This window comes from Azospirillum sp. CT11-132, assembly GCF_047302835.1.
Classification (GTDB): domain Bacteria; phylum Pseudomonadota; class Alphaproteobacteria; order Azospirillales; family Azospirillaceae; genus Azospirillum.
In genome coordinates, this window is the sequence record NZ_JBGLZA010000007.1 from 274,006 (window position 1) to 300,989 (window position 26,984).

The following is a 26,984-nucleotide window of genomic DNA, read 5'->3' on the forward strand; positions in this document are numbered from 1 at the left end:
TCGATCACCGCATAACCTGGACCGGCTGAAATTTGTCATGCCAAGTGCCAGCGGCAGGGCGTTTGTGTTGCATTTCCTTAACATGGCCTGCGCTCACCCTTTCCGGACAGCAGGATGGGCTTGGAGAAATCGTGCGCAGCCGCTATTCCGTTGCAGCGACCGGGCCGCAGACCGCCGATGCGCCCGCAGACGCTGACCAATGACCTCCATGGCGCGAAGGACATCGGACCCAAGGCATGGCGACCATCCAGGAAGCACTCGCCGTTGCGGTGCAGCAGCATCAACGCGGTCAGCTGGCCATGGCAGCGCGGATTTATCGCCGCATCCTCACGCTTGATCCCGCCCATTCCGACGCCCTGCACCTGATGGCGCTGATCACCCGGCGCAACGGCCAGCCGCAAGCCGCGTTGCGGATGATGCGCTGGGCCCTGCTCCTTGCCCCGGACACCGCCGAGATCCGCCTCAATCTTGGCAATCTGCTGCGCGACCTTGGGTCTGGAGGGGCGGCTGCCTACCGCAGCGCCATCGCCCTGCGTCCGGATTTGGCTGTGCTCCAGGAAAGCTTGGGCGGACTGTTGCGCGCCCAAGGCCGCCTCACCGATGCCGAGTGCGTCTATCGGCGGGCAATCCGCCTCAATCCGGCCGGGGCGGAGGGGCACAACGGGCTGGCCAACGTCCTGCAGGAGCGGGACATCCTCGACGGCGCCGTCGCCGCCTACCGGCGCGGGTTGACCATCGATCCCACCCACATCGCCAGTTGCAACAATCTGGGCATCGCATTGCGCGGGCTGGACCACCCGATCGAGGCAATGGCCTGGCACCACCGCGCCGTAGCGCTCGACCCGACCTTCGCCGCCGGCCACACCAGCCTCGGCTTGTCCTTGCAGGAGCAAGGACGGCTCGAGGAGGCGCGGCGGGCCCATGCCCACGCCGTCGTGGTGGACCCGGCCTTTGCCGGCGGTTACGCCAACCACGCCACCACCCAACTGAACCGGAACAGGACGATTGATGCCATCGCCGGCTTCCGGCGCGCCATCCTGGTCGATCCGGCAAGCCCCGATGCCCACCGCAATCTTGGCATGGCGCTGCTGGTCGCCGGCCGCTTCGAGGAGGGCTGGCGCGAATACGAGTGGCGCTTGCGCTGCAAGGACGCCCCCACCCACGCTGCCATGCCCAAGCCGCGCTGGGCGGGCGAGCCGCTGGAAGGCCGCCGCATCCTGCTGCATGGCGAACAGGGGCTGGGCGACGCCCTGCAGTTCTGCCGCTATGTGCCGATGGTGGCGGCCCGCGGCGGCCGGGTGATCTTAGGATTGCCGGCTGCGCTGGAGCGGGTGATGGCCGGGCTGCCGGGCGTGGAGCGCTTCGTCAGCGGCCAGCTTCCCACCGACGCCTTCGACCTGCATCTGCCGATGCTGAGCCTGGGCGAGGTGTTCGGAACCCAGATGGACAGCATCCCGCACCGCGTTCCCTACCTGTCGGCGGAGCCGGGGTTGGTGGCACGCTGGGGCGAGCGGCTGAAGGGGCTGGCAAAGGACGGGGGCCGGCTGAAGGTCGGCATCGTCTGGGCGGGATCGCCGACCCACGGCAACGACAAGAACCGCTCCATTGGCCTCGCCCCCTTCGCAAGGCTGGCCGCCATTCCGGGCGTCAGCCTCGTCTCGATCCAGAAGGGGCCGACGGAAGGACAGGCGGCCAACCCGCCCGGCGGCTTCCCCCTGCTGAACCTGTCGCCCGACATCCACGACTTCGCCGACACCGCCGCCATCATGGCCGGCCTCGACCTCGTCGTCTGCGTCGACACCTCCGTCGCCCATCTGGCCGGCGCGCTCGGCGTCCCGGTCTGGGTGATGGTTCCCTTCGCCCCCGACTGGCGCTGGATGCTCGACCGCGACGACAGCCCCTGGTATCCGACCATGCGCCTGTTCCGCCAGGACCGCCCCGGCTCCTGGAACGACGCCATCGACCAGCTGGAACGCGCGCTCCGCGAACGAGCCACACACGTCAACCATATCCGAACCGGACCTTCCGACATGCCGATCCTGGCGCCCGTCTCCTGGGGCGAACTGCTGGACAAGATCACCATCCTCGACATCAAGGCCGAGCGCATTGCCGACGCCGAAAAGCTGGCCAATGTCCGGCGCGAGCGTGAAGCGCTGGAAGCCGTCGCAGCGCAGGCCGACACCACCCGGCCGGAGGTCGCCGCGGTGATCGACGACCTGCGCGCGGTCAACACCACCCTGTGGGAGGTCGAGGACGAAATCCGCGACTGCGAGCGCGCGAAGGATTTCGGCCCGCGCTTCGTCGAGCTGGCCCGGCAGGTCTATCACACCAACGACCGCCGCGCGGCGCTGAAGCGCGACCTGAACCGCCTGCTCGGCTCCGAGCTGGTCGAAGAGAAATCCTATCAGGCTTATTGAGGCCCGATAGCCCTCATCCCTCCAACCGAAGGGACCTGTTCCATGACCGCCGCCGACACCGCCACCCGAACCGCCAGCCTTTCGACCGAGCGGAGCGCCCCGGATCGTCTCGCCGTGGAACAGCGCCTGTCGCAGATCCTGGAGTTGTGCCGGACCGGCCGGCCGGAGGAGGCTGAAGGCCCCTACCGCGAGATGTTCGGCACCCCGCCGCAGGATGCCGCCGGGCTGCTGTCGCTCGCCGAAGCTGCCCGCATCCTGGGCAGGCCGGCCGAGACCGTGACTTGGGCGGAAGCTGCGGTGCGGTCGCAACCGGACAGGGCCGAGGGCTGGAGCGTGCTGGCGTTCGCGCTGATCGCCGCCGGCCGCATCGACAACGGCTATGCGGCGGCGGCTGAGACGCTGCGGCGGGCGGCGGCCGGGGCGGCAGGTGGAACGGCGGCAATCCAGGCCCACCGCGCGCAGGCGCTCGCCCGGTTGCGCCGCGGCCAGCTGGCCGAAGCGGCGGCGGCCTGCGACACGGCGCTGCGCCTTGCCGACGCGGTCGCGCAAGCCCCCCAGGCCGTGCGTCAGGCGCAGGCGGAGGCGCAGGGCACCCTGGCACTGGTCCGCACATTGGAAGGCCGGGCCGAGGAGGCCGAGGCGCTGTTCCAGCGGGCGCTGTCCCACCGACCGATCCTGCCGGAGATCCTGGGCAACCATGCCTCACTGCTGGCGCGGCTTGGCCGCGACAAAGAGGCGCTGGAGCAGGCCGAGCAGGCGGTGGCGCTGCGCCCGCGGCTGACGGGCACCCTGCACCTCATCGGCACCCTGCACCACCGCGCCGGCCAGCCGGAATCGGCCATCGCCGCCTTCCACCGGGTGCTGGCGGTCGATCCCGGCCATCTCGACGCCCGGTTGCGGCTGGCCGACAGCCTGCGCGTCGCCGGCCATTGGCAGGAGGCGGCCACCGTCTGCCGCGACGGGCTGGCCCGCATCGCCAACTCGGACGATCCCGACCGGACGGCGCTGCTGGCCAATCTGGGCGCCGCCCTGCAATCCGGCGGCGACACCGCCGGGGCGCTGGACGCCTACCGCGAGGCACTGCGCCTGTCCCCCGATCTGCCGGAGGTCCACAACAACCTCGCCCGCCTGCACCAGGAAACCGGCAACCCCGACGCCGCCATCGAGGAGCTGCGCCGCGCCACCGCCGGCCGTCCGGCCGGCCAGCCGCTTCCCCTGCCGCTGCGCCGCGCCCTGCTGTCGCTGCTGATCGCCGCCGGCCGCACCGCCGAAGCGGAGGCCGAGGCCTTCGCCATCGCCCGCACGGCACCGGAGGACGCGGAGCTGTGCTTCGGCATCGCAGCATTGTTCCTGCAGGGCGGCTGGCGCGACCAGGCCCTGCCCTATGTGCGCAAGGCGATCCGTCTCGCCCCCAATGTGCCGCGCAACTGGATCGCCTTCGCCGAGGCGCTGCGCGACGCCGCCCTGCCGGACCCCGCCAAGGGAGTTGACGAGGGCCTGCGCGCCGACCTGCTGGCCGCGCTCGGCCGGCCGGAGGTGGAGGGCGCCGGGCTGGCGCGCGCCATCGCCGGCGTGCTGCTGGCTTCGCCCGTCATCAGAACCCTGGCCGCCCTGCCGGAGGATGCCGGTCCGGCCCTGGACGACGCCAGCCAGAGCCTGCTGGCCGACGGGTCGCTCGCCGGGCTGGCGGAGGACGCGCTGCTGCTGGCCCATCTGCGCGCCGCCCCGGTCTGCGATCCGGTGCTGGAGCGGGCAATGACCCGGCTGCGCCGGGTGCTGCTGCTGGCGCTGACCGGCCCCGGCCTGCCCGACCGGCCGTCCTGGCGCGCCCTGTGCACCGCCATCGCCGAACAGAGCTTCCTCAACGAATACGTCTTCACCGAGACCAACGGCGAGTTCCAGGTGCTGGCGGTGCTGGTTCGCACGGCCGAAGCGGCGCTGGCGGGCGGCGAACAGCCACCGGCGGTGCTGGTCGCGCTGCTCGGCGCCTACCGGCCGCTCTACCGCTGGGAGCGGGCGGCCGCCCTGCAGTCCCTGTCCTGGCCCGAGGAGATCGCCCGGCTGCTGGAGCGGCAGGTCGCCGAACCGCTGGCCGAAGTAGCGATCCAGGCGGAGCTGCCGGTGCTGACGCCGGTCAGCAACCCGGTGTCGGTCGGCGTGCGCGCTCAGTATGAGGAGAACCCCTATCCGCGCTGGATGGGTACCGGCCTGCTGCCGGAGCCGGTGCCGCTGCCCCGTTTCCTGCACGCGCTCTTCCCACATGCCGCCCTGCCCGCCTCCTCCGCCTGGGACGCGCCGGGCTGGGAGGCGCCGGAGGTGCTGGTTGCCGGCTGCGGCACCGGGCGCGAGGCGGTGTGGGCCGCCTCCACCCTGAAGAACGCAAAGGTGCTGGCGGTCGACCTCAGCCGCCGCAGCCTCGCCTACGCCACCCGGCAGAGCCGGCGGCTGGGCCTGAACATCGAGTTCGCCCAGGCCGACCTCTTGGAGCTGGGAGCGCTGGACCGCCGCTTCGACGTGGTGCACAGCGTCGGCGTGCTGCACCACATGGAAGACCCGATGGCGGGCTTGCGGGTGCTGCGCGGGCTGCTGCGCCCGCATGGCGTGATGGAGGTGGGCTTCTACAGCGCCGCCGCCCGCCGGCCGGTTCTGGCTGCCCGCGCCTTCATCGCGGAGCGCGGCCACCAGCCGACCCTGGACGGCATCCGCCACGTCCGCCAGGACATCCTGGCCCTGCCCGACGGCCATCCGGCGCGCGCCGTCGTCCATTCCCCGGACTTCTACGGCACCAGCGCCTGCCGCGACCTGCTGATGCATGTCCACGAGCTGCACGTCACCCTGCCCTGGCTGGCCGGTGCGCTCGAAGCGTTGGGCCTGGAGTTCCTGGGCTTCCGGCTGGCCGATCCCGCCGTGGCGGCGCTTTACCGCAGGCGCTTCCCCGAAGACCCGGCGATGACCTCGCTCGCCCGCTGGGACCGGCTGGAGGCGGAGCATCCGATGATCTTCGGCGGGCTGTACCAGGCCTGGGTGCGGGCAAGAGCGTGAAGATACATTCGCACACCCGTTTGCTTCCCCTTTCCGTTACCATTCAACCACTCTCACGAACCTAGACCGGGAAAAGCGGCCTTGCGTCTCATCACCATGTCAGTCTGGGGCTCTTCGCGAATGTATTGGGAAGGAGCCTTGATCAACAGCCGGATCTACAAGGAGATCTATCCAGGCTGGACGCTCCGCATCTATACCGACGAGCAGAACGAGTTTACACGCGAGTTGGTCGAAAACGGCGTACAGGTTTGCTTGATGCGGAATCCAGGCGGCATTTTCGGCATGTTCTGGCGCTTCATTCCAGCATCTGACGAGGGTTTGGACGCTCTGATCGTGCGGGATGCCGACAGCCGGCTGAACGTTCGAGAGGCTGCCGCAGTGGAGGATTGGTTGGCATCCGGCAAGGGAGCCCACATCATGCGTGACCACCCGCACCACCTGAACTGGCCAATGCTGGGCGGCATGTGGGGGATCCGGGGCGGAGTGATTCCGGATATGAAAGCACGGATCCTGGCTTGGAACCGCTGGGAGAACAAGCTGGACGACATGTACTTCCTGGCGGAGTCCATCTGGCCGCTTATCCAGCATGATTGTCTTCAGCATGTTCGGGGAACATCACCTTTTGGCGGCAAACCATTTCCACCGCATGGTCCTTGTTCCTGCGACTATATTGGACAAGTGTACTATGAAGGCAGCGTGAAAGATGACAAGCGCTAGCACTACTTTGGCCGTTTTGGGGTCTGTATGCAGGAAAATCAATAGGTTAGCGAGCGGAGCATGAATTCGCTAACCCATTGAAATTGACTGCGAATCCAGAATTCTGCCAAAGTAGTGCTAGGCTGCCTCCATAAATTAATATTTGGAACTTTGATTTAGCACGGAAAGTTCATAACCATCGGCTTTGCAAGTCGGTGCGCTTTATGTGCTGGAGATGGGCTGCCAGTGGCATCACTTGCCCAAGGATCTGCCTCTGCGCAGCATGGTCCACGGCTATCTGCATCTGCGGGCCTGGGAAGGTACGCTGGAGCGCATCGACTATGATCTCAGCGGGGCCACAAGCAGGAAGGTCGCGAGGCCAGCCCGACCGCCACCGTGATCGACAGCCAGAGCGTCCAGGCGGCGGGAAAAGGGAGCTTGCGACGGAGCTGGCCTGCGAAGGTGGGGGGCGTCAAATACCACATCCTTGTCGACAGGCTTGGACTGCTCCTGAACGTCGCCGGTCATCGCGCCGATCTCCAGGATGGTGACAGCACCGCCTTGGTCTTGGACAAGGCCACACGCGCACTCTTCCCCCTTATCCAAGTGATTTTTGCCGAGGGCGGTTACCGGGGGAGGTCGCGGCCATCAAGGTGAATGACGTCGGCGGCTGGCGGCCGGAGACCGTCAAGAGCTCCGATCGCGCCAAGGGCTTTGTCCTACGCCCCAGGCTGTGGCTGGTCGAGCAAACGCTGCCTCAAATCAATGGCCGCCGATCAGCATAACGGGTTCTCATTCCCCAGCCGGAGTGGGTACGGACAAAACTGTTCACAGTACTACCGTTGGCAAAGTTCATCAGGAATGTCAGCAACGCACGAACTCTATGGGCGTAAAGATGATTCGAAACCACGAAGTTGTGTCGCTCCATCACAGCTTCAGCTCCACCTTGATCGAAAGCATAAATTGCTTTGGCTACCGCCTCATTGATAGCCTCGACGCCCTGGCTCATAGAATATCGAATGACACCGAGACGCTCTGCCGTCTTGGGATCAATGACATGGTCGAACGCAGGCAAATGATCTGGAACGATTACCGTATGCCCCCACATCAGGCCGTCGAAAATCCGAATAGACATATCCATATTTAATGGAACAACTATAGATGATTTGAAAGAAAACCATCTGATCGCTTTTTCTTCCTCTGATAGCTTAACATAGTATTTTTCCTCTCTTTCCGATGAATCCGTATAAAAACAAACAATTTCGGAAGAATTCCTGACTATTTCTTTCAGAAATTTTGTTCTTGGGAAAGGGTCGTACAGAAAATAAGGCGCCACTGCCTTCGATATCCTGGGAAAATCTTCATATCTCCCCATGATATCATTGACAGTTTTAAGTGGAATATTCCTGTAGCATGCAGGTAGTATTGGGGCCGCAATAGAACGCTCATTAAGCAAATAATCTTCGTGCTCAGCCCCATAATGAGAACTGAAGTACATATCACCTTCAACAATAGAGCTTTTGTTTGCTTGATGGGCAACGTGATTATCATGGAGCCAAAAGCATAGAACCCCTCTAAAACCTCTCCTCTCAAGATAACCTCTCAATCCTTCGAAATTCTCTCCCCCAATATTCATAATTATTATATCGGCTTTCTCAATATTTCCCGACAGAATCACTTTATCGAATATGTTCCAATCGTCATTTTCGAAATCATGCCATATGCCTCCCGGCGCACCAGTCAGCCCCCCCATACCTCTTAGAGAGATGATGCTGAACTTTTCCTTTGACAGAACAAATTTAATCTTCTCATGTATTTCATGAAGTCGTTCATTAGGCGCATCTGAAGGAATCATTACCATAGCAGCCTCTTTGTTTATATTGATTGGGAGAGCCGGAAAGGCAGACTGAGCCGTCCTCACATGGAGATTTGGTCAGGATCACATTGCCGAAGCACTCCACTCCATTGAGCCTTCTGGCTTATGCTGCCCAACATCAAGGCCTTGGGCATGATCGTGATCCAGTTATAGATGCCGCCTCACGCCCACCATCCATGATCGTCGGTGATCTCAGACTCGGAGATGTGGATGTCGCTGCCCGGCGGCAGGGCGATGAGGTTGACGGCGCCGACCCCATCGAACACGTCGGTGGGGTTGCCGGCGAAGTTGCCGGGATGGAACAGGCGCGCCGTGTGCCACCACACCCGGTAGCCCATCGACCGGATCAGCCCGATCAGGGCGGGCGAGCGGTCGCGCCGGTCGTTCTCCACATACAGCACCGGCCGGTGGGCCGATATCAGCCCGTTTGCCCCGCGCAGCACCGCCTCCTCCATGCCCTCCACGTCCGCCTTCAGCAACCGGCAGGACGGCAGAGCCAGGCCGTCCAGCGCCGCCAGCGGAACCAGCTCGCCATAGTCCCAGCCGCCGAGGGCGAGGGCGCCGAAATTGTTGGAGCAGTTCGGGTCGAGCGTCGGCACCCGGATGGCGCCAGCCTCGCTTCCCACCGCCATGCGCCGGGTCCGCACATTGGTGATGCCGTTCAGGGCCAGATTGGCGGAGAGCAGGTTGAACAGCATCTCCTGCGGTTCGAAGGCGATGACGGACCCGGACGGCCCGACCATGCGGGCCAGCGGCAGGGTCTGGGCACCGATGTTGGCCCCGACCTCGATCACGACGTCTCCAGGACGCACGACCGAGCGGAACACCGCCACCTCATGTTCGGCATATTCGCCGTAGAGATCGAGCGAGCGGCCGACATAGCGGTCGTTGCGGTTGTAGACCATCAAGCCGTGGCGGCAGGGCCGCATGCGGTTGAAGCCGCCTTCCAGATCCACTGGTCCACCGATCATCCGCCTGCTCCCATCCAGCCCGACCGGAATGGCCGCACCCCACGGCCTCTGCTGTAATCCAAAGCCGGAACCGGAAGCCACGACTTTCAGCCCGCGCGACCCGTCACCGCATCGCCGGCATCCAGGGTTCGGCATTTCGCCATGGCACCCGGCCGGGCGAGGCGCTACACCTAGCCCCCGTCGCCACCTTCGGCAGTCCCTCCGGGAGAGCAGCCCCATGTGCGGTTTCGCCGGCTTCGCCGGACCCGGCGGCGAGCGCGACCTCGCCGTCATGACCAGCATCATCCGCCATCGCGGCCCCGACGACGACGGCGTCCATATCGACACCAGCGGCGCCTTGCCGGTGCATCTGGGGTTCCGCCGCCTCGCCATCATCGACATCGAGGGTGGCCACCAGCCGATGGCGACGGCCGACGGCGATCTGGTCATCGTCTACAACGGCGAGATCTACAACGCGCCCGAACTGCGCCGCGCGCTGGAGCAGGCCGGCCACCGCTTCCGAACCGACCATTCCGACACCGAGGTGCTGCTGCACGGCTACCGGGAATGGGGCCTGGACATGCTGGAGCGGCTGAACGGCATGTTCGCCTTCTGCCTCTACGACCGCCGTCAGGGCCGGCTGGTGTTCGGCCGCGACCGCTTCGGCAAGAAGCCGCTGTTCTATGCCGAAACCGCCGACGGGCTGGTCTTCGCGTCGGAGGCCACCGCCGTCCTGTCCCACCCGTCGGTGCCGGACGGGCTGGACCGCACCGCGCTGGTCAAATATTTCGCCTACGGCTTCATCCCGGCGCCGCTGACCGCCCATGCCGCGGTGCGCAAGCTGCCGGGCGGCTGCAGCATGGTCTACGACCTGACGAGCCGCCGGCTGTCGGTCAGCCGCTATTGGGAATACCGGATGGTGGTGGACGACCAGCCGCCGGGCGGTCCCGATGAGTGGGCGGAGGAACTGCGCGAACTGCTGGACCGCGCGGTGGAGCGCCGGATGCTGAGCGACGTGCCGGTCGGCTTCTTCCTGTCCGGCGGCATCGACAGCGCCGCCATCGTGGCGCTCGCGGCCCGCCACCGCGACCCGGCGTCGATGAAGACCTTCACCATCGGCTTCGACGAGCCGAGCTTCGACGAGAGCGGCTATGCCGCCGACGCGGCGCGCCATTACGGCACCGACCACGCCTGCCGCATGCTGAACCTCGACACCGCGGCGGGGATGCTGCCGGAACTGCTGGGCCGGCTGGACGATCCGATCGCCGATCCGTCGATCCTGCCGACGCATCTGCTGTCGCGCTTCGCCCGCGAACGGGTGACGGTGGCGCTGACCGGCGACGGCGGCGACGAGCTGTTCGCGGGGTACGACACTTTCGACGCGCTGCGCACGGCGCGGCTCTACCACCATGCCGTCCCCCGCCCGCTGCACCGGTTGGCGGAGGCGGTGGCCCACCGGCTGCCGCGGTCGGACCGCAACATGAGCTTCGACTTCAAGCTGCGCCGGGCGCTGCGCGGGCTGGGGCACCGGCCGGCGCACTGGATGCCGGCCTGGCTGGGGCCGGCCTCGGTGGAGGAGGTGTCGCGGCTGTTCGGCACCGACCTCTCCGCCGACGATCTCTATGACGAGGCCGACGCCCTGTGGCGGTCGGGCGCCAGCCGGAACGACGTCGACCGCTCCATCGAGTTCTACGGCCGCTTCTATCTGGGCGAGAATTTGCTGATCAAGGCCGACCGCGCCAGCATGTTCTGTTCGCTGGAGACGCGCTCCCCCTTCCTCGACCGCGACCTCGTCGCCTTCGTCAGCCGCCTGCCGGCTTCGGTGAAGCTGCAACCGAACGGCATTCGGGGTGGCATGCGGAAATGGATCCTGAAGAAGGCGATGGCGCCGCTGCTGCCGCCGGCGATCCTGGCGCGGCCCAAGAAGGGCTTCGGCATCCCCTTGAGCCGCTGGCTGCGCCACCTGCCCCAGCCGCCGCTGGAGACCGCGGCGCGCATCGGGGTGGACGGCAAGTGGCTGGCGGCGCGCTGGGACGAGCACCGCAGCGGACAGGCCGACCACCGCGGCCTGCTGTGGGCCTGGACCGCACTCGCCACCGCGCTGGACCGCCCGGCCCAAACCCCGGCACCGCCCCTGGCACCGATGGAAAAAGCCGCATGAGTTTAGACAGTCTGGATCGTCCGCTCCCCCGGTCGCCTAGGGGAGCGGACAGGCTTGCCGCTGACCGCACCGCAGTCCCCACCGGTTCCCGCGCCTCGTCTTTCGCCCGCATCCTGGTCCGGCTGCTGCTGGCGCTGGGGGCGCTGATCGTCGTCTATCAGTTCGGCCGGAACATGCAGGCGAGCAGCGGCCTGCCCTATTGGGACGATTGGGGCTATTTCTTCGGCACCGCCCAGGGCGTGCAGCAGCCGCTGACCTTTCATTCGATCTTCGCCAAGGACAGCGACCATGTCGCGCCCTTCTTCAAGCTGCTGACCCACGGGCTGTGGCATGCCATCGGCGTCGATTTCATCGCCTTCCGGCTGGTCGGCTGGCTGGCCTTCGCCGCGATGCTCGCCACTTACGCGCTGGTCCTGCTGCGGGACGGCTTGCGGTCGGCCTGGGAGGCGGTGCCGGTGGTGGCGACCGGGCTGTTCCTGACCGGCACGCTGAACAACGAGTATTTCTATTACCAGCACATGGGGCTGGCCCAGCCGATCTTCTTCACCTGCCTGTTCCTGTTCCTCCACACGCTGGCCCGCGGCCGGCTGGTGCTGGCGACGCTGTTCCTGCTGGCCTTCGGCTCCACCGGGGTGTTCGGCGCCAGCTATGCCCTGGCAGCGGCGGGGGTCGGTGCGGTGCTGGCCCTGCGCCGACAGGCAGGCTGGCGGGAAAGGCTGGCGGAGGGGCGCACGCTGGTGGTGGTCGGCGGCGGGCTGCTGCTGACCGTGGCGATGCTGTGGATGACCTTCCACGGCTCCTACGCCAACCACACCGGCCAGCCGCTGGTGCTGCCCTGGCATCGGGAATTCTGGGCCTTCCTGTTCGGCGCCTTCGCCACCGCCGCCGGCCTGCCGGTGGAGACGGTGGGAGCGCCGCCGTCCCTGGCGGTGGGGGCCGTGGCGTTCGTGCTCTGCCTGATCCCGGCGGTGCTGCTGCCCTTCGTCCGGGCGGGCGTCGAGCGGCGCCACGCCGTCTTCTGCATCGCCTCGCTGATCGCGGGGGCGGCGATCGTCACCATGACCACCGCCCTGGGCCGGGCCGGGCTGTGCGGCGACGGGATCGCCGCCGCAATGCGCTGCGGCACCATCCCGCGCTATGCCTATCCGGTCCTGCTGGCCTTCCCGGCGGCGGTCGCCGGCTGGACGGTGCTGATGGCCGGCCGGGCGGAGCGCGCGGCGGGGAATGGGACAGTGCGGTTGGATCGGGGAGCTGCCGCCGGGCTGCTTCTGGCCGCCCTCCTTGTCCTCGGCCACAGCGTCAGCGGCTCCCTGCTGCGGCATTGGAAGGTCGCCGACCTCAACCTGATGGTGGCGGAGCGCGACAGCGAGGCGCAGCGCTGCATCGCCAGCCACCTGCAGGCCATCCGGACGCCGGGCGGGTTGGACTGGCAGCAGCCGCTGGTCTGCCCGTCCAGTTCGCCGCGCAACATCGCCCCCTTCCTGCACGCGGCCTACGACCTGAAGGCCGACTTCCTGGCCCCGATCCTGAACGATGCCGCCAACCGACCGGAACATCCGATCCTGCAGACCCTTCTGCACAACGGGACGCTCGATGACGGGGCAGGCACCCTGCGGCTGACCATGGCGGTGCGGCCGGCCGGGACGAATGACGGGGTGAACGGCTCCCTCGACCGGATCGAGCGCATTCCCAACGGTCCGCTCGCCTTGGCGGGATGGGCCGCCGACATGACCGTGCCAGCGCCGGCGGCCTTCGTCCTGGCGGCGGTCGGCGACCGCATCGTCGCCACCGGCTCCACCGGCAGCGCGCGGTCCGACGTCGTCAACGCCTTCCACGAGGAGCGGCTCCTCAACAGCGGCTTCATCCTGCCGCTGCCGGCCGAGGTCGCCGGCCAGCGGGTCCGGCTGTTCGCCACGACCCATTCCGGCACCTTGAAGGAATTGACGCCCCCCGGCGGGGTGGTGGCGGCGGCGCCCTGACGCAAGAAGGTGACGCAAAAAAGGCCCCGCACCGGGAAGGTTGCGGGGTCTTTTTCTGATCGGGACCGTCAGTCGCGGATGCTGCGATCCACCGGCGGCGGCTCGTCGAAATTCAGCATGGTCTTGATGGAATAGTGGCTCTTGCCCTGGCTCTCGAAATAGATGCGGACCAGCAGCTCGGCCAGCAGTCCCATCAGGATGCACATCACGCCGGTGACCAGCCCCATCGTCACCAGGAGCGGCAGCGGCGTCAGGATGAAGGAGATGCCGTCGACCAGCTTCAGGTAGATCGCATAAATGCCGGCCAGCACCGACAGCCCCATGAACATCAGGCCGGCGAAGCCGAAGATGTAGATCGGCTTGGTCTCGTACTGGGTCAGGAACTTCACGACGACGAGATCGAGCACGACCTTCAGCACCCGCTCCAGCCCGTATTTCGACTGGCCGTGGCGGCGCGGGTGGTGGCGCACCGGCATCTCGGTCAGCTTGGCACCCTGCCAGCGAGCGTAGATCGGCACGAAGCGGTGCATCTCGCCATAGAGCCGGTAGCCCTGCAGCATCTGCCGCCGGTAGGCCTTCAGCGTGCAGCCATAGTCGTTCAGCTTCACGCCGGAGATGGTGGAGATCAGCTTGTTGGCCATCCGGCTCGGCAGCGTGCGCAGCAGGAAACCGTCCTGCCGGTCGGCACGCCAGCCCGACACCACGTCGTACCCCTCGTCCAGCTTGGCGAGGAGGCCGGCGATGTCCTGCGGGTCGTTCTGCAGATCGCCGTCCATCGGCACGATGACGTCGCCGCGGGCATGGTCGATGCCGGCCATCATCGCCGCGGTCTGGCCGACGTTGCGGCGGAAATTGATGACGCGGATGCGGCTGTCCGACGCCACGCGCTGCAGCTCCGCCTCCGTCCCGTCGGTGGAGCCGTCATTGACGAAGATGACCTCGAAGCTCCGCCCCAGCCCGTCGAGCGCCGGGATCAGCCGGCCGCACAGGGGAGCGATATTGTCCTCCTCGTTATAAACCGGGATCAGGACCGAAACGGAAACCGTGCCGGTGTCCATGGCGGCGGATCCGGGGGTAAGCAGGAGGGTCATCGAACGGGTCCGGAGGCTGCGGGTCATCTATCGGAGGCGATGCCGGGCCATGGTATGGCCGCTGGATTCGGCAAGCGCAACGGATAATTGGATTATGGGCTGGGTACGGGCTTCCGATCGAAGGTCATGACATCGGCAATGCCGCCTCTCTTATTGCAGCGCCTTGCAAAGGCCTATGCCACTGTGGGATGACATCCGGACAGCTGGGCGGATGCCCACCGGCGGCCCTTTGTCGGCCGGCTGCCCTGCCCAACATCCGCCCTGACTGGAAATCGGTCCGCATCCAATGAAGCTCTCCCTCGTCATCCCCTGCACCCATCGGGATGTGGTCCTGGTTCCTGACCTGCTGGAAGCCTATGCGAACGGCACTGAACTGCCTGACCAAGTCATCGTTTCGGTCAGCAACGCGCACATGGCGGACGGGGCCGTGCTGGAGCGAATCGCCACCATCGGCATCGCCCGCTTCCCCGAAATTCTCATCCTCAAGCATCACCGGCGCATGTTCCACGGGCCGAACCGTCAGGCCGCCTCGGAACGGGCGATCCATGAGTTGATCTGCTATCAGGATGCCGACGACACCCCGCATCCGCAGCGCATCCAGATCGTCAAGCGCCTGTTCGAACAGTACGACATCATGCACCTGAACCACACCTACTGCTTGGCAGGGACACAGTTTCATCAGGTTCAAGGCGCTCTCCAGTTCAGTGTCTGGTATCAGAGCGCCATCGCCGCAGGCTGCTTCCCGCAGGGACTGCTACGCGACTGCGCACAGGCACAGCCATACTACGGCGCCTTCACCGAGCGCCCCGTCCATGCCGGGCAGCCGGTGATCCGAAGGGAGGTATTGGAGAAGGTGCGCTGGAAGGATTGGGGGGAGCTCGCCTTCGGGATCGCCGAGGACTATGAATTTGACATGGAATGCGTCTATTTCTGGCGCAAATCGATGATCGTCGACATCCCGCTGATCCGCTACACCCCCTTTGCAGGCCGTGAAACGCCGGAAGAGATTCTGGGACTTGTTCCGGACGGCGCGTCCCCACCGGCCCCGCCCCCCGCTCCCCAGTCTTGACCGAGGCGGCCGGCCTCCATCCGAAGCCATCCAATCAACTCACCGGGAAAGAATGCAGTCGATGATCATTGCGGATCTAACCGGCGGCCTCGGAAACCAGATGTTTATATACGCCGCGGGCCGGGCCGCGGCCCTGCGCCACAACGTGCCGCTAAAGCTCAACATCGCCGGCTTCGTCCGCTACAGGCTGCATCACTATGCGCTCTCGAACCTGAACATCCAGGAAGACTTCGCCACGGCGGAGGATCTGACCGATATCCTGGCCACAGGCCGCATCTATCGCGAAGGCAACCCGTACGGCTTCGACCGCAATGTCCTGGAAACCCCACCGCCGATGTATCTACGCGGCTATTTCCAGAGCTTCCGCTATATCGAGCCCATCGCCGACGTCATCCGGTCGGACTTCAGCGTCCGGACGCCCGCCGAAGGGCAGGATGCGACCGTGTTGTCCATGATTGCCGAAACCAACGCGGTCTGCCTGCACGTCCGCCGCGCGGACTACGTCTCCAACCCGGGAACGCAGCAGCATCATGGCGTCTGCCCGCGCGAGTATTACGAAGGCTCCCTCAGTCATCTGCAGAGCCGGGTCGGCCCAGTGACGCTGTTCGTCTTCTCCGACGACATCTACTGGGCTCAGGCCAACCTGAAACTAGACGCGCCGACCGTCTTCGTCGGCCACAACCGTGCCGAGCGCAATTACGAGGATCTGCGGCTGATGAGCGCCTGCCGACACTTCATCATCGCCAACAGCAGCTTCTCTTGGTGGGCCGCCTGGCTCGGCACCGCTCAGGACAAGCTGGTCTATGCGCCGGCCAGATGGCTGAACCATGGATTGGACACCCGCGACCTGATCCCGCCTGGTTGGACCCAGGTTCGCTACTGACCGGGCATGCTTCGGCGGTTCTCCGCCGGCATCGGCTCTCCCTTTCCGCCAATTCCGGATGAACGTCGCCATGGACTTGATGGCCAAAAAAATCTTCGTCGCGGGACATCGCGGCATGGTGGGGTCCGCCGTGCTGCGAAAACTGCACGATTTCGGGCACCCGAACATCCTCACCGTCGAGAAGAGCGCGGTCGACCTGCGCGACCAGACGGCGACCAACGCCTTCTTCGGGCGGGAACGCCCGGAGGTGGTGATCCTCGCTGCGGCCCGCGTCGGCGGCATCCAGGCCAATATCGCCTCGCCGGGGACGTTCCTGTACGACAATCTGGCGATCCAGACCAACGTCATCCACGCAGCCCACCAGTCCGGCACGGCACGGCTGGTGTTCCTCGGCAGCTCTTGCATCTACCCGACCAACTGTCCGCAGCCGATGCGGGAGGAGTATCTGCTGACCGGCCCGCTGGAGCCGACCAACGAAGGCTATGCGATCGCCAAGATCACCGGCATGAAGATGGTCGAATACTATCATCGGCAATATGGGATGGACGGCTTCTCGCTGATGCCCTGCAACATCTACGGCACCAACGACAGCTTCGACCTCCAGAACTCGCATGTGCTGTCCGCCCTGGTCCGCCGCTTCGCCGATGCGGTGGACGATGGCATCGGGCGGGTGGAACTATGGGGAACCGGTCGTGCCCGGCGCGAGTTCCTGCATGTGGACGATCTGGCCGATGCCATCCTGATGCTGGCGGAGCAGATGCCCGGCGACGGCGGCTTCATCAATGTCGGCAGCGGTACGGACATCTCGATCCGCGATCTGGCCCTGCTGATCGCCGCCAAGGTCGGCTATGGCGGCGAGATCGCCTGGAACGCCGAGAAGCCCGACGGCATGCTGCTGAAATGCCTGGATGTGTCCCGGATGCGGGAGATGGGCTTCCAGCCGTCCGTCACGCTGGAGGACGGCATTGAACGGACCATCGCCGATTATCGTAACCTGAAGTCGCGGAGCGCCGTATGACCCCCGCCGATCTGCAAGTGAAGCTGCTTGACGTCCTGAATGCCCTGATCGCGGTCGGCAACCGCGGCAACGAGGCCCAGGCCCGGCGCTATTTCTATCCGCTCAGCCTTGCGACCTTCGACGTGGACGAGATCATGGAGGCGGTCCATTCGATGACCAGCTTCCGCACCACCATGTGGGAGAAGACGCTTCAGTTCGAGCGCCAGTTCGCCAGCTATGTCGACTGCAACGACGCCGTGATGGTGAACAGCGGCTCGTCGGCCGACCTGCTGCTGTCCTTCCTGCTGCGCAACCCGACCAACCCGCTTCTGGAAGAGGGGGACGAGGTCCTGGTTCCCGCGGTGACCTGGCCGACTCACATCTGGTCACCACTGATGGCCGGGCTGAAGGTCCGGCTGGTGGACGTCGATCCCACAACCTTCAACATCAACCTCGACGACCTCGAAGCAAAGATCGGTCCCCGCACCCGCGCGTTGTTCTTGGTGCATCTGATGGGCAACCCCTGCCAGATGGACCGGATCGGCGCGCTGGTCGCCAAGCATGACCTCGTCCTGCTGGAGGATTGCTGCGAAGCGCTGGGCGCGGCCTGGAACGGCAAGCAGGTCGGCACCTTCGGACTGGGCGGAGCCTACTCCTTCTTCTTCTCCCACCACATTTGCACGATGGAAGGCGGGATGATCTCCTGCTCCAGCGCCGAGGTGGCCGAGAACCTGCGGATCATGCGGGCGCATGGCTGGATGCGCAACGCCAACCGACCGATGCCCCCTGCTGCCGACCCCACGCTCGACCCGCGCTACACCTTCGTGAACTGGGGCTTCAACCTGCGCCCGACCGAGCTGCAGGCCGGCTTCGGTCTGCATCAACTGCGCAAGCTGCCCGGTTTCAACGAGAGGCGGGAACAGATCGCCCGGCGCATCTTCGAGGTCATTGACCGCAGCCGGTATCTGTCACGGCCCCGCGCCCATCCGCTGGCTCAACCCTCCTGGTTCTGCATTCCCCTGCTGACGGCCGCCGACGCGCCCTTCACGCGCGACGATCTGGTGCACTACCTGGAGAACAAGGGCGTGGAGACCCGGCCCGTGGTGACCGGCAACATCGCGCGGCAGCCGGCGGCCAAGCTATTCCCGGATCTGGCGACCGGCGCCCTTCCCGGCGCCGATGCAATCCACGATCGCGGCCTTTATATCGGACTGTCGCCGCTGTTCACCGATCAGGTCATCGACCGCCTGCTGGAATGCCTGCAGGAGTTCCTGGCAGCCTACTAACCGTCCGCCGCCGGCCTTCGCGGTTCCGCCTGGGCCGGGTCACCGGCAGGATCGCGCCGGGGAAGCGCCTTCCCCGGTGTATGTCCGTCCCGGCCGGCGGGCCTCCCCCGCCAGCCGGGACGTCACGGCATCCAACGCGCCCCCGCGAAGAGGACAGCAGGGTCGATCAGAGGGAACCACCGATCCTCCGCAACTCATCATGATCCCACGGCATATAAATGTTTATAAAGCACAACCTCAGAAGAATTTCGGCAATGATACCGTTTTCTCCATTTTGGCTGTGCTTATTATGCCTATAAGAACTGATCGGTGACTTTGCATCGCGCAGATGCCTGCTTATCTTTAGCGATGTTGGATAGTCTTCTCGCTTCGTCATACCGGGGATACGCAGATGTGATGCTTTTGCACATTGCGACCGCAACGTCATAGCGCCCGGTAGCGATGGCGCCGTTGGCAATTCTCACTGCATCGTCCAATGAGATTTGGCTTATTCTTCCTGGCCCTCTCTTTGGTCACGTATCACAACATCATGTATCGGTATGATGGCCAAGGATCATGATCGTATCCCCATCCGTAAATGGTGGACCGACCGGCGCCGCTTCTGACGGGAGTCCCCCGACCGATCATTCCGGCGAGCGACCGGCAGCCTCGTCCATACCGGCCCGCCGTTCCCGCAGGACCGTCAGATCGATGACCGCGCCCAGCAGGGCCACCATCACCTGGAAGGCGAGGATGCCGAAGCCCAGCGCCAGCGATTGGGCGTGGGGCACGCCGACCAGATCAAGCAGCCCGACCAGCGACGCCTCGCGCAGGCCGATCCCGGCGACGGTGACCGGCATCAGCACGATCACCGACATCAGCCCGATCACCGCACCCCACACCGAAAAGGGCTGGTCGATGCCGACCGCCAGCCCCAGCGCCTGACTGCCGGTCACCGCCGCCACCTGCACCGCGATGCCGCCGGCGATCGACAGCAAGGCCCGCCCCGGCCGGCGCGTCTGGTCGCGCCAAGCCTCCAGAAAGCGGCGCAGGGGGCCGAGGAGCAGGGCCTCACGCTTCGGTCCGGCACGCCAGCCGAGCAGGGCCAGCAGAAGGGCGCGGGCCGGCGCCCAGGCCAGCAGCACGGTCGCCGCGACCAGCCCGGCCAGCACCAGCCCGACCCCGACCAGCAACCCGTCGCCGAAGCGGGCCGACTGCATCGCCAGCCCGCCGCCGGTCAGCAGCAGCAGCCCGACGATCCCCGTCACCTTGTCGAAGGCGACCGCCGAGACGATGCGGCCGCCGCCGATTTCTCCCTGCCCCTGCCCGCGCCCCTGCCCTTCATCCCGGCTGAGCCGGTAAGCCTTCACCGCCTCTCCCGCCAGCTGACCCGGCAGCACCAGCGCATAGAGCTGCGCCACCAGCGTGTAGGCGAGCAGCCGCCCCGCCCGCAGCTCCGGCAGCAGAACCCGCAGCTTCAGCGCGTTCAGCACATGCATCAGGAAGAACAGCAGCCCGGCGAGCCCCATCAGCCCCGGCGACGCCACGGCCAGCACCCGCCCGACCTCCGCCACATCGACCCGCCACAGCAGCAGGGCGACCAGCAGCGCGCTGACCAGGGCTTTCAGGCCGGGACGCATTTAAAGATGCCTTTTCATGAAGTCATGAAGTGATGTGAGGTCTCTCCCTCTTCCCATGCCGGGAGAGGGAGGCTCCTCATGATCCCGGCCGGCGGGCCAGCACGTAGATGTAGTCGCCGTGCGACCAGGAGTTCAGGCGGAAGATGTGGTACAGCGCCTCTGCAAGAAAGCGGCGGCCAGGGCCGTAGTCGCCCTCGGTGCCCTGGCCGCTGGCGGCGCCCAGGACGTTGCGGTAGAGCGGCGAGAAGAAGGGGAAGCCCCATTCCACCACCCGTTCGATCTCCAGCCCGACCGACTTGATCTTGGCCTGCAACTCGCCGCGGGCATAGTTGCGGTGATGGCCGACCGTGCGCTCGAAGTCGCGCATCCGCCCCTGCAGGGTGGAGACCAGCAGGTAGCGGCCGGTCATGGCGGCAAGGTTGCGCAGCGCCGCGACGTCGTCCTCGATATGCTCGACCACGTCGGTGCAGACCACCAGGTCGAAGCGGCGGTCGAGATGTCCGGCGGCGACGTCGAGCAGGCCGAACTCGGCGTTCGGCGCGCGGCGGCGGGCGACGTCGATGGCCTTGGCGGCGAAGTCGAGGCCGGTGTAGCTGGCCTGCGGCTTCAGCGGCATCAGCGTGGCCAAGAGCGAGCCCTGGCCGCAGCCGACGTCAGCCAAGCTGTCGTAGTTCAGCGGGCGCACCATCTCGGTGACGATGCGGCGCAGATGCCGGCCGGTCGGGCCGTATTTGCGCATGTCGTTCCAGCGCCGCTCCCAGCTGTCGTCGTAATCGACGCCGCCGGGATGATCGGCCGCCGCGGCGGGAAGGGGGGTGGCGAGGGGAGTGTTGGCGGACTTGAATGCGTCGTCGCTCATGCGGGCCTCCGGCGCAGGATGAATTCGTTGCAGCCCGTCGGCACGCGCGGCGGACGGACCTCCAGCATGTCGAAGCCGAGCGCGTCCATCCGCGCCCGCACCTCGTCGGCACTGGCATATTCATAAGGGTAGCCGCCGAGCCAGTCGGTCACGTCCACCCAGAACTCCATGCCGCGCTCCTTGCGCAGCGGGTTGGAGCCGGTGATCGCCCAGGTCGCCAGGAACATCAGCGAGCCCAGCGTCCAGTCCCAGACCTTCCGAAGGAAGCCCGGCGACAGATTGTAGACGATCTTGATCAGGGTCCAGATCGGCGAGGTCCAGTGGCGGTTGTAGAGCGCCAGCACGAAGGTGCCGCCCGGCGCCACCAGCGGGGCCACCGTCTCGATCGCCGGCCACATCGATCCGGTGTGATGCAGCGAGCCCCAGGCATAGACCACGTCGAAGCGGCCGAGCGAGCCGACGAAGCCGCTGTCTAGCGCCGAGCCGCGGCGGAACTCGATGCGCTCGGCCAGTTCGGGCGCGAAGCGGCCCAGGTTGCGGCGGGCGACCTCGACCCCGGTGGGGTTGACGTCGAAGCCCAGCGCGCGGGCGACGCCCAGCTTGCCGGCGGCGATGGTGAACAGGCCGGAGCCGGAGCCGACGTCGCAGAAGCTGGCGCCCTTCAGCCGGTCGGTCCCGACCAGCCCCTTCAGGCTGTCGATAGCCGCCACCAGCCGCGGCTCGTCCAGCACGGTGCGCGAGTAATGGTCCCAGTTCTCGCCGAAATCGAAGGCCAGGGCGGGTGTCCCGGCCGGGGTTCCGCCCCCGCCTTCCGCCGTCTTCACCGGTTCCGCCACGCTGTCCGATCCCTTGCTGTCCGACCCGATCTGCCGCGCCGCCATACGCTCCCGAAAGCCGCCGGATGTCAACAGGACCTGACATCCTCTCCGCCCTGAATGGCGGAGGTTCCGTTGAGCCGCATCATGCGGCCCTCCGGCTGGTTCCTGCTTCATCGGGCCGCTTGGTGCGGTGCCCCTCCACAGGCTTCAACGCGCCGTCCGCGCGCCGTAGAATATTGGTCGCCGCGTTGGTGTCGGCGTTGGCCCTGTGGCCACAACGCATGCACACGAAGACGGCTTGGCTTGGCCGGTTGGCGGCATCGACATGGCCGCAACAGGCGCAGGTCTGGCTGGTGTAGGCGGCAGGCACCTCGACCAGCCTGCCGCCGCGATCCGCCAACTTGTAGGCCAGCATGGTGCGGAACAAGCCCCATCCCTGATCGAGAGATGATCGTGCTGTGCTTGTGGAGAAAGTCCTTGCGGGCGTTCGCCACCCGCATCTGAATGCGCGCGATCCGGCGCACCGACTTGCGCCGGTTGGCCGATCCGCGCGTCTTCCGCGCCAAGGCCCGCTGAGCTTTGCGGAGCGCCCGCAGCGCCTTTTGGCCGTGGTTGGCCGGGGCGATGCCGGTGCCGTCGCTGAGCGCGGCGAACACCGCCACCCCGAGGTCAATGCCGACCGGCGGCAGGATGGACGGGGCGGGCGCGACCACCGCGCGCTCGCACTGGACGGCGGCGAACCAGTGCCCGGCCCGGCGGGACACCGTGATGGTGCAGATGGCGCCCGGCAGCGCCGTCCAGCCACGCAGCCGCACCCATCCCAACTTCGGCAGTTTCACCCGCCCGGATGAGACGCCCGTGCGCTCGACCACCAGCGAAACGGGATCGGGGAAGCGGAAGCTGTCGTTCAGCCCCTTCCGGCGCGGGGTCGGTGCCTTGGCCCGGCCGGCCCACCAGTTCTGATAAGCCCGCTCAAGATCGCGCAACGCCTGTTGCAGAGTGTGGACCGGTACCGCCTTCAGCCACGCCACCTCGGCCCGCAACAGAGTGACCTCGCGGCATTGGCTGGCGAAAGTGAACTTCCGGCCGGGGCGATACCAATCCCGGCGCTGCTCCAGCGCGAGGTTGTAGACGAACCGGCACGCCCCCGCGATCTGTGCCATCTGAGCGGCTTGCTCAGGCGTCGGGTAGAGGCGGAACAGGACGGCCTTGCGGTCGATCATGGGCGGCAGCATAACATTGGCCTATGACAGATGAAAGTGACGTCAGGCGCGGTCGCCACCTGTGTTTTTGCCATGCACGTTCACTTGGTCTTCTTAAACCAAGTACCGCCGCCGCGTGTTCACCAAAGCCGTGCTCGACGATGCCCGCACCATTTTTGCGTCGGTGTGCGCCGACTTCGGTGCTGAACTCATCGAGATGGATGGTGAGGACGACCATGTGCACCTCCTCGTGAACCACCCGCCAAAAGTGGCGGTCTCGACGCTGGTGAACAGCCTCAAAGGCGTGTCCAGCCGCCGCCTGCGCCAGAACCTCCGGCCTTGGTTCACCGCTATTGGAAGGGCGTCCTGTGGTCGCCCAGCTACTTCGCTTCGTCTTGCGGCGGGGCCCCGATCAGCATCATCCGCCAGTACATCGAGCAACAGCGCACCCCCGGCTGAACCTGATGTCGGCGCGGACGCGCATCTGCGCCTATCTCCGGCCTGAACGCCGGAGCTTGCGGCGGTGAACTCCGGGTCAAACGACGCCTTTCACTCCGCCTGCGCCGACCGAACCCGTCCCGCCGCTTTGCGACCGGCGAGCGCCAGATCGCGGTAGGCGGCGGCGACGGCGCGCCAGGAGAAATGCTCGACCACCCGACGGCGCCCGCCCTCGCCCAGCCGGCGGCGCAGGGCCGGGTCTCCGGCCAGACGCGCAATGGCGGCGGCGAGCGCCGGGGTGTCGTCGGCATCCAGCATCAGGCCGGTCTCCTCCTCCACCACCAGATCGCGGTTGCCGGCGATGCGGGTCGCCACCACGGGCAGGCCGGCGGCCATCGCCTCCAGCACCACGTTGGGCATGCCCTCGTCGCGCGAGGGGAAGACGAAGGCGTCGGCGGCGCGGTAGGCGGCCGGCAGCTCGTCACGCCCCAGCCAGCCGCGGAAGGCGATGCGCTCCGACAGCCCGAGCCGGGCGGCCTGCGCCTCCAGTTCCGGCCGGGCAGGGCCATCGCCGACGATGGCGAGGTCGATGCGGTCGCGCAGAGCCGGCGACAGGCTGGCGAGCGCCTCGAACAGCACGTCCAGCCCCTTCTGCCGCACCACCCGGCCGACGAACAGCAGCGACAGGCGGTCGCCGGAACTTGTCGTATCGGCGGGGGAGAAGCGGGCGGCATCGACGCCGTTGGGGATGATGGCGATCGGCTGGTCGGGAGCGAAGCGGCGGGCGAGGTCGGCCAGCCCCTCGCTGTTGGCGACGACGGCCGAGGACCGGCGCCACAGCCAGCCGATCACCGGCCCGGCCAGCCGGTGATAGAGCGAGATGCCGTCATACTGGAAGCCCGGCACATCACCGCCGCGCAGGCTGACCGCATAGGGCACGCCCGACAGCGCCTTCACCATCCAGGCCGCCGGGCCGCAGGGCAGGCCGAAATAGGCGATGGTGGCGTCCGGGCGCCAGCGGGCGGCGACCCAGGGCGCCATCACCAGCGAACTGGCGAGGAAGGCCAGCATCTCCACCACCGAACTGCGGTCGCGGCGGCGGCGCAGGGTGGGGATGCGGCGGATCTCCACCCCGTCGGCCCGGCGCTCCACCCGCGGCAGGTCGCCGAAGGCGGAGGTCAGCACCAGCACCTCTTCGCCCAAAGCGGCCAGTTCGCGCGCGGTGTTGTCGGTGGCGTTGGCCGCCCCGCCGCCCAGCGGCGGAAACTCGTAATTGATCAGCAGAAGCCGTGCCATGCCGCGCGCCACATTCCCCGTTCGACGAGCGCCATTGATGGGCGGTGAACGGCGGCGATGCAAGCGGTCAACCAACTCCACTTGCCGGCCCCACCCGTCATCCCACTGGCCGCCCCACCTCCATCCGGCCGGTGCCGGTCCTTTGCAGCATCGGCCATCTCTGCTACTGATCGCGCCGGTTTCCGATGCTGTCCGAAACCAGTTCCTCAACCGGGGCGATGCAGTCTTCCATGAACATCCAGCAAGCCTTCGCCACGGCTCTCGGGTTCCAGCAGAGCGGCCAAGCCGCGGAGGCCGCCCGGCTGTATGGCGAGATCGTCGCCGCCGCCCCGCAGTTCGCCCCCGCTGCCAACAACCTGGGTCTGCTGCGTGCGGATGCCGGTCGCGACATGGAAGCAGTGGCGCTGTTCCGCCGTGCCCTGAGCCTGTCGCCGGACTCGCTGAACGGCTGGACCAACCTGGGAGCGCTGCTGGTCCGGCTCGGCCGGCCGGAGGAAGCGGTGCGGGCCTACCGCGCCTCGGTCCGGCTGAAACCCGATCAGCCGTTCATTCTGAACGAACTGGGCCTCCAATTGGAGCGGCTGAAGCGCGCCGACGAGGCCTGCAACGCTTTCGCCCGCGCGGCAGTCCTGGCACCCGGCGATGCCGAGATCGCCAACAACCACGGCGCCATGCTGCGCATGGCCCACCGGCCGAACGAGGCGGCAGCGTGCTTCCGCCGCGCCATCGCGCTGAACCCGCAACATGCCGGGGCCTACAGCAATCTGGGGTCCACGGTAAAGGACAAGGGCATCTTCTGGAAAGCGCTGCTGGCCTTCCGGCGGGCGACCCGGCTGGACCCGGACTTCGCCGGCGCTCACTGGAACGAATCCCTGGTCCGGCTGCTGCTGGGCGATTTCGTCCGGGGCTGGCAGGGCTATGAATGGCGCTGGAAGCATGGCCGCCTGCCCTCGCCGCAGCGCAGCTTCGTCCAGCCGCGCTGGGACGGCTCGCCGCTGAAGGGCCGGCGGCTGCTGGTCTATTGGGAGCAGGGCTTCGGCGACGTGCTGCAATTCGTGCGCTATCTGCCGCTGCTGGCTCAAGCGGCCGGGACCGGCGGGCAACCGGTCTATCTGGAATGCCAGAAGGTCTTGCTACCGGTGCTGCGCAGCCTGCCCGGCACTATCGCGGTGGAAACCGGCGGGCCGCTGCCCGATTTCGACGTCCAGATCCCGGTGCTGAGCCTGCCGGCGCTGTTCGGCACCCGACTGGAAACCGTGCCGTCCCGCGTTCCCTACCTGTCGGTGGAGCCCGATCTGGCGGCGCGCTGGGGCGAGCGGCTGGCAGGCTTGAGCGGTCTGAAGGTCGGCATCGTCTGGGCGGGATCGCCGATCCACGGCAACGACAAGAACCGCTCCATTGGCCTCGCCCCCTTCGCAAGGCTGGCAGCCATTCCCGGCGTCAGCCTCGTCTCCATCCAGAAGGGGCCGACGGAAGGACAGGCGGCCAACCCGCCCGGCGGCTTCCCCCTGCTGAACCTGTCGCCCGACATCCACGACTTCGCCGACACCGCCGCCATCATGGCCGGGCTCGACCTCGTCGTCTGCGTCGACACCTCCGTCGCCCATCTCGCTGGCGCCCTCGGCGTCCCGGTCTGGGTGATGGTTCCCTTCGCCCCCGACTGGCGCTGGATGCTCGACCGCGACGACAGCCCCTGGTATCCGACCATGCGCCTCTTCCGCCAGGACCGCCCCGGCTCCTGGAACGACGCCATCGACCGGCTGGAACACGCGCTCCGCAGCCATGCCGCCGGATAAGGATCAGAGCGCGGCGTGGGGGCCGTCGTGGTAGGCCAGTTCCAGATCCATGCCACATCCGCTCGTCACCGGGACGATAAACGGGATCGACGATGTGCCAGCCCCGGAAACCGTCAGGTGCCATGGCGTCGATTATGGGGGCCAGCCGCGCGTCCTCGCCGGCTACGGTCGCCTCAATCGCGAAGACGATTGCTGCCCCGGGCTGACCCGGAGAAGGACACGATAACCCCGCTCGCCCACTCCAGGTCACCGGAGAGATGAACGTCAGAGGCGGTCTTGAGACCGTCGGCGATGCTCACGGGCGTATCGGACACCCACACTGGTCGCCACCGGCCTCTCCTCCTTACCGTGGGGGGAGAGGGGTTGACACCCGGCCTCCATTGGACGGCGGAGTATAAAAGTGCCGCGCCGGACAGACCGGCGCGGCACAGTTTCGGCTGGAACCCTTTCCCGGGTCCATATCAACAGTTGATGGTATTTACCCTTTTGTTCAAGCCCGTTCTTTTGGA

18 protein-coding genes and 3 pseudogenes are annotated in these 26,984 nt (G+C 66.6%); 12 read left to right on the forward strand and 9 right to left on the reverse strand.

The features are described 5' to 3' along the window. The first annotated feature begins 236 nt into the window (after positions 1-236). The 4 genes and pseudogenes from ACCD06_RS28470 to ACCD06_RS28485 form a co-directional block, all read left to right on the forward strand. Positions 237-2,417 carry a tetratricopeptide repeat protein gene (locus tag ACCD06_RS28470; protein ID WP_413345260.1) on the forward strand — a complete coding sequence of 727 codons (2,181 nt, stop codon included), beginning with the start codon at positions 237-239 and terminating at the stop codon, positions 2,415-2,417. Positions 2,418-2,459: 42 nt separating this feature from the next. Next, positions 2,460-5,459, forward strand: coding sequence for a tetratricopeptide repeat protein (locus tag ACCD06_RS28475; RefSeq protein WP_413345262.1), 3,000 nt, complete (start codon positions 2,460-2,462; stop codon positions 5,457-5,459). An 81-nt stretch (positions 5,460-5,540) separates the two neighbouring features. After that, positions 5,541-6,176, forward strand: coding sequence for a hypothetical protein (locus ACCD06_RS28480; RefSeq protein WP_413345264.1), 636 nt, complete (start codon positions 5,541-5,543; stop codon positions 6,174-6,176). Between the two features lie 372 nt (positions 6,177-6,548). Further along, a pseudogene (locus ACCD06_RS28485) lies at positions 6,549-6,812 on the forward strand (transposase); the annotation flags it as partial. A gap of 100 nt (positions 6,813-6,912) precedes the next feature. Here ACCD06_RS28485 and ACCD06_RS28490 read toward each other — a convergent pair. After that, the gene (locus tag ACCD06_RS28490; RefSeq protein ID WP_413345266.1) at positions 6,913-8,016 is read right to left on the reverse strand and encodes a hypothetical protein; all 1,104 of its coding nucleotides are present in this window, start codon (positions 8,014-8,016) and stop codon (positions 6,913-6,915) included. 176 nt (positions 8,017-8,192) lie between these two features. After that, positions 8,193-9,002, reverse strand: a complete 810-nt coding sequence (locus ACCD06_RS28495; protein WP_413345268.1) for an FkbM family methyltransferase — start codon at positions 9,000-9,002, stop codon at positions 8,193-8,195. Between the two features lie 217 nt (positions 9,003-9,219). Between ACCD06_RS28495 and asnB the strand changes: the two genes are divergently transcribed. Together asnB and ACCD06_RS28505 are read left to right on the forward strand one after the other, a co-directional pair. Beyond that, positions 9,220-11,142 (forward strand): asparagine synthase (glutamine-hydrolyzing), encoded by a 1,923-nt coding sequence (gene asnB / locus ACCD06_RS28500; RefSeq protein ID WP_413345270.1) that lies wholly within the window; start codon positions 9,220-9,222, stop codon positions 11,140-11,142. Beyond that, positions 11,139-13,121 (forward strand): hypothetical protein, encoded by a 1,983-nt coding sequence (locus ACCD06_RS28505; RefSeq protein ID WP_413345272.1) that lies wholly within the window; start codon positions 11,139-11,141, stop codon positions 13,119-13,121. The genes asnB and ACCD06_RS28505 overlap by 4 nt, the downstream gene beginning before the upstream one ends. Positions 13,122-13,189: 68 nt before the next feature. Here the strand turns inward: ACCD06_RS28505 and ACCD06_RS28510 are convergent, their stop codons facing one another. Continuing rightward, entirely contained in the window at positions 13,190-14,212 is a 1,023-nt protein-coding gene (locus tag ACCD06_RS28510; RefSeq protein WP_413345274.1) for a glycosyltransferase family 2 protein, read from the reverse strand. A 286-nt stretch (positions 14,213-14,498) separates the two neighbouring features. On the opposite strand from ACCD06_RS28510, the gene ACCD06_RS28515 reads away from it, so the two are divergent. The 4 genes from ACCD06_RS28515 (at position 14,499) to ACCD06_RS28530 (ending at position 18,447) form a co-directional block, all read left to right on the forward strand. Then, positions 14,499-15,281 carry a glycosyltransferase gene (locus ACCD06_RS28515; protein ID WP_413345276.1) on the forward strand — a complete coding sequence of 261 codons (783 nt, stop codon included), beginning with the start codon at positions 14,499-14,501 and terminating at the stop codon, positions 15,279-15,281. Positions 15,282-15,333: 52 nt separating this feature from the next. Then, positions 15,334-16,164 carry an alpha-1,2-fucosyltransferase gene (locus ACCD06_RS28520; RefSeq protein ID WP_413345278.1) on the forward strand — a complete coding sequence of 277 codons (831 nt, stop codon included), beginning with the start codon at positions 15,334-15,336 and terminating at the stop codon, positions 16,162-16,164. Positions 16,165-16,234: 70 nt separating this feature from the next. Continuing rightward, positions 16,235-17,182, forward strand: a complete 948-nt coding sequence (locus ACCD06_RS28525) for a GDP-L-fucose synthase family protein (RefSeq protein WP_413345280.1) — start codon at positions 16,235-16,237, stop codon at positions 17,180-17,182. Next, on the forward strand, positions 17,179-18,447 hold the full coding sequence (locus tag ACCD06_RS28530) for a DegT/DnrJ/EryC1/StrS family aminotransferase (RefSeq protein ID WP_413345282.1): 1,269 nt from the start codon (positions 17,179-17,181) through the stop codon (positions 18,445-18,447). Before ACCD06_RS28525 ends, ACCD06_RS28530 begins: the two co-directional genes overlap by 4 nt. Before the next feature lie 623 nt (positions 18,448-19,070). Here the strand turns inward: ACCD06_RS28530 and ACCD06_RS28535 are convergent. The 5 genes and pseudogenes from ACCD06_RS28535 to ACCD06_RS28555 all read right to left on the reverse strand — a co-directional run. Beyond that, a complete protein-coding gene (locus ACCD06_RS28535; RefSeq protein WP_413345284.1) occupies positions 19,071-20,066 on the reverse strand; it encodes a lysylphosphatidylglycerol synthase transmembrane domain-containing protein in 996 nt (331 codons plus the stop codon). A 76-nt stretch (positions 20,067-20,142) separates the two neighbouring features. After that, positions 20,143-20,925 carry a class I SAM-dependent methyltransferase gene (locus ACCD06_RS28540; protein WP_413345286.1) on the reverse strand — a complete coding sequence of 261 codons (783 nt, stop codon included), beginning with the start codon at positions 20,923-20,925 and terminating at the stop codon, positions 20,143-20,145. After that, positions 20,922-21,806 (reverse strand): class I SAM-dependent methyltransferase, encoded by an 885-nt coding sequence (locus tag ACCD06_RS28545; protein ID WP_413345288.1) that lies wholly within the window; start codon positions 21,804-21,806, stop codon positions 20,922-20,924. Before ACCD06_RS28545 ends, ACCD06_RS28540 begins: the two co-directional genes overlap by 4 nt. Before the next feature lie 79 nt (positions 21,807-21,885). Further along, positions 21,886-22,158: a zinc ribbon domain-containing protein gene (locus ACCD06_RS28550; protein ID WP_413345325.1), complete on the reverse strand. Its 273-nt coding sequence runs from the start codon at positions 22,156-22,158 to the stop codon at positions 21,886-21,888. 40 nt (positions 22,159-22,198) lie between these two features. Beyond that, positions 22,199-22,978: pseudogene (locus ACCD06_RS28555) on the reverse strand (RNA-guided endonuclease InsQ/TnpB family protein); the annotation flags it as partial. An 11-nt stretch (positions 22,979-22,989) separates the two neighbouring features. On the opposite strand from ACCD06_RS28555, the pseudogene tnpA reads away from it, so the two are divergent. Further along, positions 22,990-23,404, forward strand: a pseudogene (tnpA, locus tag ACCD06_RS28560) (IS200/IS605 family transposase). Positions 23,405-23,494: 90 nt separating this feature from the next. On the opposite strand, the gene ACCD06_RS28565 reads toward tnpA, so the two are convergent. Then, on the reverse strand, positions 23,495-24,679 hold the full coding sequence (locus tag ACCD06_RS28565) for a glycosyltransferase family 4 protein (protein ID WP_413345290.1): 1,185 nt from the start codon (positions 24,677-24,679) through the stop codon (positions 23,495-23,497). 230 nt (positions 24,680-24,909) lie between these two features. Between ACCD06_RS28565 and ACCD06_RS28570 the strand changes: the two genes are divergently transcribed. Beyond that, positions 24,910-26,475: a tetratricopeptide repeat protein gene (locus ACCD06_RS28570; RefSeq protein ID WP_413345292.1), complete on the forward strand. Its 1,566-nt coding sequence runs from the start codon at positions 24,910-24,912 to the stop codon at positions 26,473-26,475. The last annotated feature ends 509 nt before the right edge of the window (positions 26,476-26,984 follow it).

What these genes read in the sequence shown, in the direction of transcription:
- ACCD06_RS28470 (WP_413345260.1), top strand. Translation starts at nt 237, where the DNA reads ATGGCGACCATCCAGGAAGCACTCGCCGTTGCGGTGCAGCAGCATCAA.
- ACCD06_RS28475 (WP_413345262.1), top strand. Translation starts at nt 2,460, where the DNA reads ATGACCGCCGCCGACACCGCCACCCGAACCGCCAGCCTTTCGACCGAG.
- ACCD06_RS28490 (WP_413345266.1), bottom strand. Translation starts at nt 8,016, where the DNA reads ATGGTAATGATTCCTTCAGATGCGCCTAATGAACGACTTCATGAAATA.
- ACCD06_RS28495 (WP_413345268.1), bottom strand. Translation starts at nt 9,002, where the DNA reads ATGATCGGTGGACCAGTGGATCTGGAAGGCGGCTTCAACCGCATGCGG.
- asnB (WP_413345270.1), top strand. Translation starts at nt 9,220, where the DNA reads ATGTGCGGTTTCGCCGGCTTCGCCGGACCCGGCGGCGAGCGCGACCTC.
- ACCD06_RS28505 (WP_413345272.1), top strand. Translation starts at nt 11,139, where the DNA reads ATGAGTTTAGACAGTCTGGATCGTCCGCTCCCCCGGTCGCCTAGGGGA.
- ACCD06_RS28510 (WP_413345274.1), bottom strand. Translation starts at nt 14,212, where the DNA reads ATGACCCTCCTGCTTACCCCCGGATCCGCCGCCATGGACACCGGCACG.
- ACCD06_RS28515 (WP_413345276.1), top strand. Translation starts at nt 14,499, where the DNA reads ATGAAGCTCTCCCTCGTCATCCCCTGCACCCATCGGGATGTGGTCCTG.
- ACCD06_RS28520 (WP_413345278.1), top strand. Translation starts at nt 15,334, where the DNA reads ATGCAGTCGATGATCATTGCGGATCTAACCGGCGGCCTCGGAAACCAG.
- ACCD06_RS28525 (WP_413345280.1), top strand. Translation starts at nt 16,235, where the DNA reads ATGGACTTGATGGCCAAAAAAATCTTCGTCGCGGGACATCGCGGCATG.
- ACCD06_RS28530 (WP_413345282.1), top strand. Translation starts at nt 17,179, where the DNA reads ATGACCCCCGCCGATCTGCAAGTGAAGCTGCTTGACGTCCTGAATGCC.
- ACCD06_RS28535 (WP_413345284.1), bottom strand. Translation starts at nt 20,066, where the DNA reads ATGCGTCCCGGCCTGAAAGCCCTGGTCAGCGCGCTGCTGGTCGCCCTG.
- ACCD06_RS28540 (WP_413345286.1), bottom strand. Translation starts at nt 20,925, where the DNA reads ATGAGCGACGACGCATTCAAGTCCGCCAACACTCCCCTCGCCACCCCC.
- ACCD06_RS28545 (WP_413345288.1), bottom strand. Translation starts at nt 21,806, where the DNA reads ATGGCGGCGCGGCAGATCGGGTCGGACAGCAAGGGATCGGACAGCGTG.
- ACCD06_RS28550 (WP_413345325.1), bottom strand. Translation starts at nt 22,158, where the DNA reads ATGCTGGCCTACAAGTTGGCGGATCGCGGCGGCAGGCTGGTCGAGGTG.
- ACCD06_RS28565 (WP_413345290.1), bottom strand. Translation starts at nt 24,679, where the DNA reads ATGGCACGGCTTCTGCTGATCAATTACGAGTTTCCGCCGCTGGGCGGC.
- ACCD06_RS28570 (WP_413345292.1), top strand. Translation starts at nt 24,910, where the DNA reads ATGAACATCCAGCAAGCCTTCGCCACGGCTCTCGGGTTCCAGCAGAGC.